We start from the raw sequence: 6321 nt of genomic DNA, 5'->3' as shown, positions 1-6321 counted from the left end.
CCCTGGCCCGCCGGGCCGCGGGCGGCGGGCCATCTGGCGGGGCCAGCAGGGTCGGGCCGGCGTTCGGGGGGCGTGTTGGGTGCCGTAGGAGCAGGGTTTTGCTCGTTTATCTCCCCCTTGCGGGTGGTGCCCTCTTTTTCAGCGGGCTGGTTTTTCTCGGCGCCGTTTTCTTCTTTTTCCGGCGAAGGCGTTGGTGCCCCGGCCGGTGGGGCATGCTGCGGCTCCGCAATCTTGGGCGCATTGGGCCGCCTGGCCAGGTACTCACTCAGTACCTCGTAGTTGTAGCGGGCTCCGCTGTTGCCAGGGTCAAGCAGCAATGCCTGCCGCAGCAAAGCCAGAGACTGGGCAATTTCGCCTTTTTGAGCGGCCTGCACTGCCAGTTGCTGCCGCGCCACGCTGCCCAGGCCTTTTGGGCCTGCCACCAGCAGCTGGGCATAGCTGGCCTGCGCCGCGGCCACCTGCCCGGCCCGGGTTTGGGCATGGGCCAGATTCAGCACCAAACGCGGGTCGGGCTTACGAATGGCCCGCACTGCCAAGGCTGTTTTAAACGACGTGGCCGCCAGCGCCGCCTCTCCACGGGTATAGGCCGCGTTGCCTTCTGCCACGGCCACGTTCCGGTCGCGGGCCCAGGTCAGCAACTGCCACGTGGGAGTCCAAAAAGCTAGAACCAGGAGCACCAGGTATTTCATGGGCGAATGATGGTGACGGTGAGCACAATGTCGAGCACCAGCAGCAGCACGGCCGCCGCCAGTGGGTAGCGGTAGCGGTTGTCGGCCACGGCCACCGTGCGCACCTGCTCCGTGGTGCCCTGCATGGTGCTCAACGACCGGAGTACGGTGCTAAAACCGTTCTGCTCGTTGTTTAGCTCCGCGTACAGCCCGCCGGTTTGAGCGGCGAGCTGCAACAGCGGCGCTTCCTGCAGGCGGCTTCGCACCACTTGTCCCTTGGCGTCTTTCACAAAGCCGCCCGCCGCAGCCGGGATTGTAGCGCCTCCGCTCGTGCCCACGCCCACCGTGTACACCCGCGCCCCGCTGCGGGCTATTTCCCGAAGCGGCTGTTCGAGGTTCTCGCCAAAATCTTCCCCGTCGCTCACCAGTATCACCGCCGTCGCACGTGGCAATGCGCCAGTGCTGGCAGTAGAAGCGGGAGCCAGGCGGCTCAATACCAACTCCAACGGGGCCCGCAGGGTGGTGGGCCCGCGGGGCAGCAGGTTGGTGCGCAGCGTGCTGATAAACACCTGCACTGCTTCCTGGTCGTAGGTGAGCGGGCACTGCACCACCGCCTCAGCCCCAAATATCACCAGCCCCAGCCGGTCGGCCGGGAACTGCGCCACCAGCTCCTGCAACTCGGCCTGCGCGCGCAGCAGTCGGGTAGGGGCCACATCCGGGGCGTCCATGGAGCGCGACACGTCCACCAGCAGCCACACGTCTTTGCCCGCGGTGCGCACCGGCTGCTGGCTCACGCCCATGGCCGGGCCCAGCGCCGCCGCCAGCAGCGAGGCCCCCATCAAGAGGCGCAGGGCCGCTTTCCAGCCGCGGTGCCGGGGCCGGGTGCCCAGCGCCCGGGCCAGCCGGCCGGCCCGGCGCCAGAGCACCAGCAACAGCACCAGGAAAATAGCCAGCGCAAGGGCGGCAGCCAAAAAAGTAGGATAAGCCCAGGTTATCAAATTGCAGAACAAGCAGAAAGCAAAGTGCAAAGAAGCCACCGCCGCGCCGGTTGCTCAGAATTATTGGTGCTTAAAAATAAATTTTTCGCTCAAAGTGTGGTTTTCTGATTCCTGCCCGTACATTTGTACCCGCTTCGGACGGAAGCGAAACCAACCTGGAGAGGTGGGTGAGTGGCTGAAACCAGTAGTTTGCTAAACTGCCGTAGCTCTAAAGGTTACCGGGGGTTCGAATCCCCCCTCTCCACTATAATGTTGGGTTGCGAAAGCTTCCCGTTGGGGCTCCACCCAATAGGTCGTCGCCAAGACTCAGCATTATTTTTTTCTCGGGGTGTAGCGTAGCCCGGTATCGCGCCTGGTTTGGGACCAGGAGGTCGTAGGTTCGAATCCTGCCACCCCGACATTTGATTGCCCCGGTTTCGACCCCGTAGCTCAGTTGGATAGAGCAACTACCTTCTAAGTAGTCGGTCTTTGGTTCGAATCCAAACGGGGCCACAAAAAAGCCTTTCACATTATTGTGAGAGGCTTTTTTGTGTTTATGGGTATGGCAATACTCATGGGTATTTCAACAGCATGGACTGCTCATCCCCGCCCTATTCCGGGCGGCATCAGCAGGAAGCAGTGCCGCAGTAGAATATTCAGCTTCTCCGGACCGATTTTAGGTGCGCAAGGGTGAATGGGGTATATAAAGTGCTGGGGATAAAGTTGTGCTTACGTGCATTTGCTGCCGCTTGCATGCAGAAGTTTAGGCTGGGTATCTATCTTTAAGTTGCTGTGGCGGTTGAGTCGGGTATAGAACTCTGCGCACAGACTTTTTGACTTTCATTTATCTCCCCACTCTGTTCCTCTGATTGTTCCATGAAAAAAACGCTACTCTTCTTGGGCCTGCTCGGGTTTGCCGGGCCGTCCTATGCACAGGTCACGGGGCTTGGCCCGTGGGTGGAGGTCAATACCGTCAATTTTTCTACCAAGCCTCCCGGCTACGTGGTGCGCGACATAAAAACAGTAGCCCCCAACGTAGCCTGGGCGGTTACCGAAGAAGCCTCGCAGACGGGGATTGCCAATTCCTTTGTCAAAACCAAAAACGCGGCCGGTACCGAATTTAGCTTCGGCAACCTCACGGCCCCTGGGGCTTCGGCAGGTTTTGAGGCCAGCAACATTTCCAGCGTCGATGCCGCCGGCTTGGTGGCAGTAGCCGCCATGTACCCAACCGAACCGGGCGAGGCGGGCGGCGAGCTGTTGCGCACCACCAACGGGGGCGCCACCTGGACCAAGGTGACCACGGCGGCGCAATTTGCCCCTGCCGCGGGCGGGTTCTGCAACTGGGTGCACATGTTCAACGCCACTGAGGGCGTGGCCCTGGGCGACCCCATCAACAACTCGTTTGAAATACTGCGCACCACCGACGGCGGCGTTACTTGGGCGCGCCTCACCGCCAATATTCCGGCCCCCTTGGCGGGCGAATTTGGGTGGGCGCGCTCTTTCTTTGCCCGCGGCAATACCATTTGGGCGGGTACCGGGGCAAATTCCTCCAGCAAAGCCGTGAGGGTCCTGAAGTCAACCGATAAGGGCCTGACCTGGACGGCCAGCGCCCCTACAACGTTGCTTGGTTACATCAACCGACTGGCGTTTAAAGACGACCTCAACGGCATTGCCTACAACGTAGAGGTGAACGCGGCCCAAACGGCCATTGGGGCGGTCAACCTCATCCGCACCGCGGATGGTGGTGCCACCTGGAGCCCCATCACGCAAGTGAATTCAAACAAGGGTAGTTTTTTCTATCAGGACATTGACGCCGTAGATGGCCGCTACTACAGCGCGGGCACGCGCTTTCCCGCAGCGGCACCGCTGCAGGCCGGCGACCTCGGCACTTCTTTCAGCATCGATGGCGTCAACTGGACCCAAATCAGCTCTGACTTTGGCTTCACCGCCCTCGATGTCATCAGCGGTTCCGGCACAAACTCTTTGATTGGTTACTCGGGCTTCGTGACCGAAGCCACTGGGGCAGGGGGCGTTTTTAAAGCGTCCAGTGTGGTAGCCGCTACCCGCGATGCTGCCTTGCAGGGCGTGCTGCGTGCGTACCCTAATCCGAGCCAGACGGGCGTGTTTCGGGTAGAAACGGGGGCTTTCCTCAATGGCGCCGCCACCCTTACCGTAGTAGACGCGCTGGGGCGGCAGGTGCGCGCACAGGCGCTGACCCCGGCGGCTGTGGCATCGAAGGGCTTTAACCTGGATTTGAGCAGTGAGCCTCCAGGCATTTACACCATACAAATCAGTACGGCCACCGGCATTGCCACCCAGAAGCTGGTGATGCAATAGGCAGCGTTGCGCAGTATGGAAAAAAGGCCTTTCCCAGCTGGGAAAGGCCTTTTTTGTGCGCACATTATTTGTGGCACAACGCGAGGGATTTGGAGCTTTGGCTGGTAGTATAAAATAAAAAAATTCGAGGACTAAAACCGCAAAAATTCCTAAAAATGGGATTAAATAAGTACTTTTGATTGTTCAGTACCTAGCAACCCGAAGGGCTGTTTTACGACCTGATTTAATCCCGCCCACATGAGCGAAACGAAAGAGAAAATGGCGCAGTCGGACTATTCCGCCGACAGCATTCAAGTATTGGAAGGATTGGAAGCCGTGCGCAAGCGGCCCAGCATGTACATCGGCGACACCGGCATGAAAGGCCTGCACCACTTGGTGTGGGAGGTGGTCGACAACTCGATTGACGAAGCCCTCGCCGGGCACTGCGACCTGATTAACGTTACCATCAACGAGAACAACTCCGTGACCGTGCGCGACAACGGCCGCGGCATTCCCGTCGATTTTCACGCCAAGGAAGGCCGCTCGGCCCTGGAGGTGGTGCTGACGGTGCTACACGCCGGGGGCAAGTTCGACAAAGGCTCCTATAAAGTATCCGGTGGTCTGCACGGGGTGGGCGTGAGCTGCGTGAACGCGCTGAGCACCGACCTGAAAGTGACGGTGCGCCGTAACGGCCACAAATACGAGCAGGAGTACAAAATCGGCTTCCCGCAGTACGACGTGAAGCAGGTGGGCGACACCGACGAGCACGGCACCGAAGTGCAGTTCCTGCCCGATGCCAGCATCTTCACCGAAACCGAATACCGCTACGACACCGTGGCCGGCCGCCTGCGCGACTTGTCGTACCTGAACAAAGGCATCCGCATTACCCTCACCGACCGCCGCGAGAAGCTGGAAAACGGCGAGTTTCGCGGCGAGGAGTTTTTCTCGACCGGCGGCCTGCGCGACTTCGTGCAGTACCTCGACGGCGAGCAGCGCCCTTCGTTGCTCTCGGAGCCCATTTACGTGGAAAGCGAGAAGGGCGGCACACCCGTGGAAGTGGCCTTGCAGTACAACACCTCGTACCAGGAAAACGTCTATTCCTACGTCAACAACATCAACACCATTGAGGGTGGCACGCACGTAGCGGGCTTCCGCTCGGCGGTGACGCGGGTGCTCAAGACTTACGGCGATAAGAACAAGCTGTTCGAAAAAGCCAAGGTTGAAATCACCGGCGATGACTTCCGCGAAGGCCTCACGGCTGTGATTTCGGTGAAGGTGATGGAGCCGCAGTTCGAAGGCCAGACCAAGACCAAGCTGGGCAACTCCGAAGTGAGCGGCGCGGTGAACTCGGTGGTGGGTGAGATTCTGACCCAGTACCTGGACGAGAACCCCAACCAGGCCAACCGCATCATGGAGAAGGTGATTCTGGCTGCCAAGGCCCGCATTGCCGCCCGCAAGGCCAAGGACATGGTGCAGCGCAAGGGCGTGCTGAGCAGCAACAGCTTGCCGGGCAAGCTGGCCGACTGCTCGGAATCGGACCCCGAAATCTGCGAGCTCTACCTCGTCGAAGGAGACTCGGCTGGTGGCACCGCCAAGCAGGGCCGCAACCGGGCATTTCAGGCCATTCTGCCGCTGCGCGGTAAAATCCTGAACGTGGAGAAAGCACAGGAGCACCGCATTCTGGAGAACGAGGAAATCAAGAACATGATTACGGCGTTGGGCGTGAGCTTCAATGAGCGGAAGTCCTTGGCTTTTACCACCGACGACGACGGCACGGAATCGGGCCCGCTGAACTTCAGCAAGCTGCGCTACCACAAGGTCATCATCATGACCGACGCCGACATCGACGGCTCGCACATCCGCACCCTGATTCTGACCTTCTTCTTCCGCTACATGCGCGAGCTGGTGGACCGGGGCTTTATCTACATTGCCCTGCCGCCGCTTTACCTCGTGAAGCGCGGCAAAGAGGAGCGCTACTGCTGGACCGAAGAGGAGCGGGTACAGGCCCAAACTGACCTCGGCCGCGGCAAGCCTGAAACGGTGAACGTGCAGCGCTACAAAGGACTGGGCGAGATGAACGCCGAGCAGCTCTGGACTACTACCATGCAGCCCATGACCCGCACCCTGAAGCAGGTAACGGTAGAGTCGGCCGCCGACGCCGACCACCTGTTCTCGATGCTGATGGGCGATGAAGTAGCCCCGCGGCGCGACTTTATCGAACGCAACGCCAAGTACGCCAAGCTGGACGTGTAAGCATCCCGCTACTGCAAAGGCCCGCTGCAAAGCGGGCCTTTTCTTTTTTACTCGTATTGTATCAACCCAACGATTGAACGTGCCTTGGCGTGTTCAGTTGTAAGGTG

The 6321-nt window shown here is 60.0% G+C and carries 3 protein-coding genes, 3 tRNA genes and 1 pseudogene; 5 read left to right on the top strand and 2 right to left on the bottom strand.

All coding sequences use genetic code 11. The features are described 5' to 3' along the window. Both BEN48_RS06975 and BEN48_RS06970 read right to left on the bottom strand, forming a co-directional pair. Positions 1 to 689: pseudogene (locus BEN48_RS06975) on the bottom strand (hypothetical protein); the annotation flags it as partial. Continuing rightward, complete coding sequence (locus BEN48_RS06970; RefSeq protein ID WP_083320837.1) at positions 686 to 1639, bottom strand: VWA domain-containing protein; 954 nt, start codon at positions 1637 to 1639, stop codon at positions 686 to 688. The gene BEN48_RS06970 and the pseudogene BEN48_RS06975, both read right to left, overlap by 4 nt. Before the next feature lie 184 nt (positions 1640 to 1823). Here BEN48_RS06970 and BEN48_RS06965 point away from each other — a divergent pair. The 5 genes from BEN48_RS06965 to gyrB all read left to right on the top strand — a co-directional run bounded on the left by BEN48_RS06965 (position 1824) and on the right by gyrB (position 6214). Beyond that, positions 1824 to 1910 (top strand) — tRNA-Ser (locus tag BEN48_RS06965). Positions 1911 to 1990: 80 nt separating this feature from the next. Continuing rightward, positions 1991 to 2064: transfer RNA gene (locus BEN48_RS06960), tRNA-Pro, on the top strand. 20 nt (positions 2065 to 2084) lie between these two features. After that, a tRNA-Arg gene (locus BEN48_RS06955) sits at positions 2085 to 2158 on the top strand. Between the two features lie 363 nt (positions 2159 to 2521). Continuing rightward, positions 2522 to 3982 (top strand): T9SS type A sorting domain-containing protein, encoded by a 1461-nt coding sequence (locus BEN48_RS06950; RefSeq protein WP_070733879.1) that lies wholly within the window; start codon positions 2522 to 2524, stop codon positions 3980 to 3982. A gap of 237 nt (positions 3983 to 4219) precedes the next feature. Then, positions 4220 to 6214 (top strand): DNA topoisomerase (ATP-hydrolyzing) subunit B, encoded by a 1995-nt coding sequence (gene gyrB / locus BEN48_RS06945; RefSeq protein ID WP_070733878.1) that lies wholly within the window; start codon positions 4220 to 4222, stop codon positions 6212 to 6214. Positions 6215 to 6321 lie beyond the last annotated feature (107 nt).

This window comes from Hymenobacter glacialis (genome assembly GCF_001816165.1).
GTDB classification, from domain to species: domain Bacteria; phylum Bacteroidota; class Bacteroidia; order Cytophagales; family Hymenobacteraceae; genus Hymenobacter; species Hymenobacter glacialis.
This window is presented reverse-complemented; position numbering and strand designations above follow the sequence as displayed.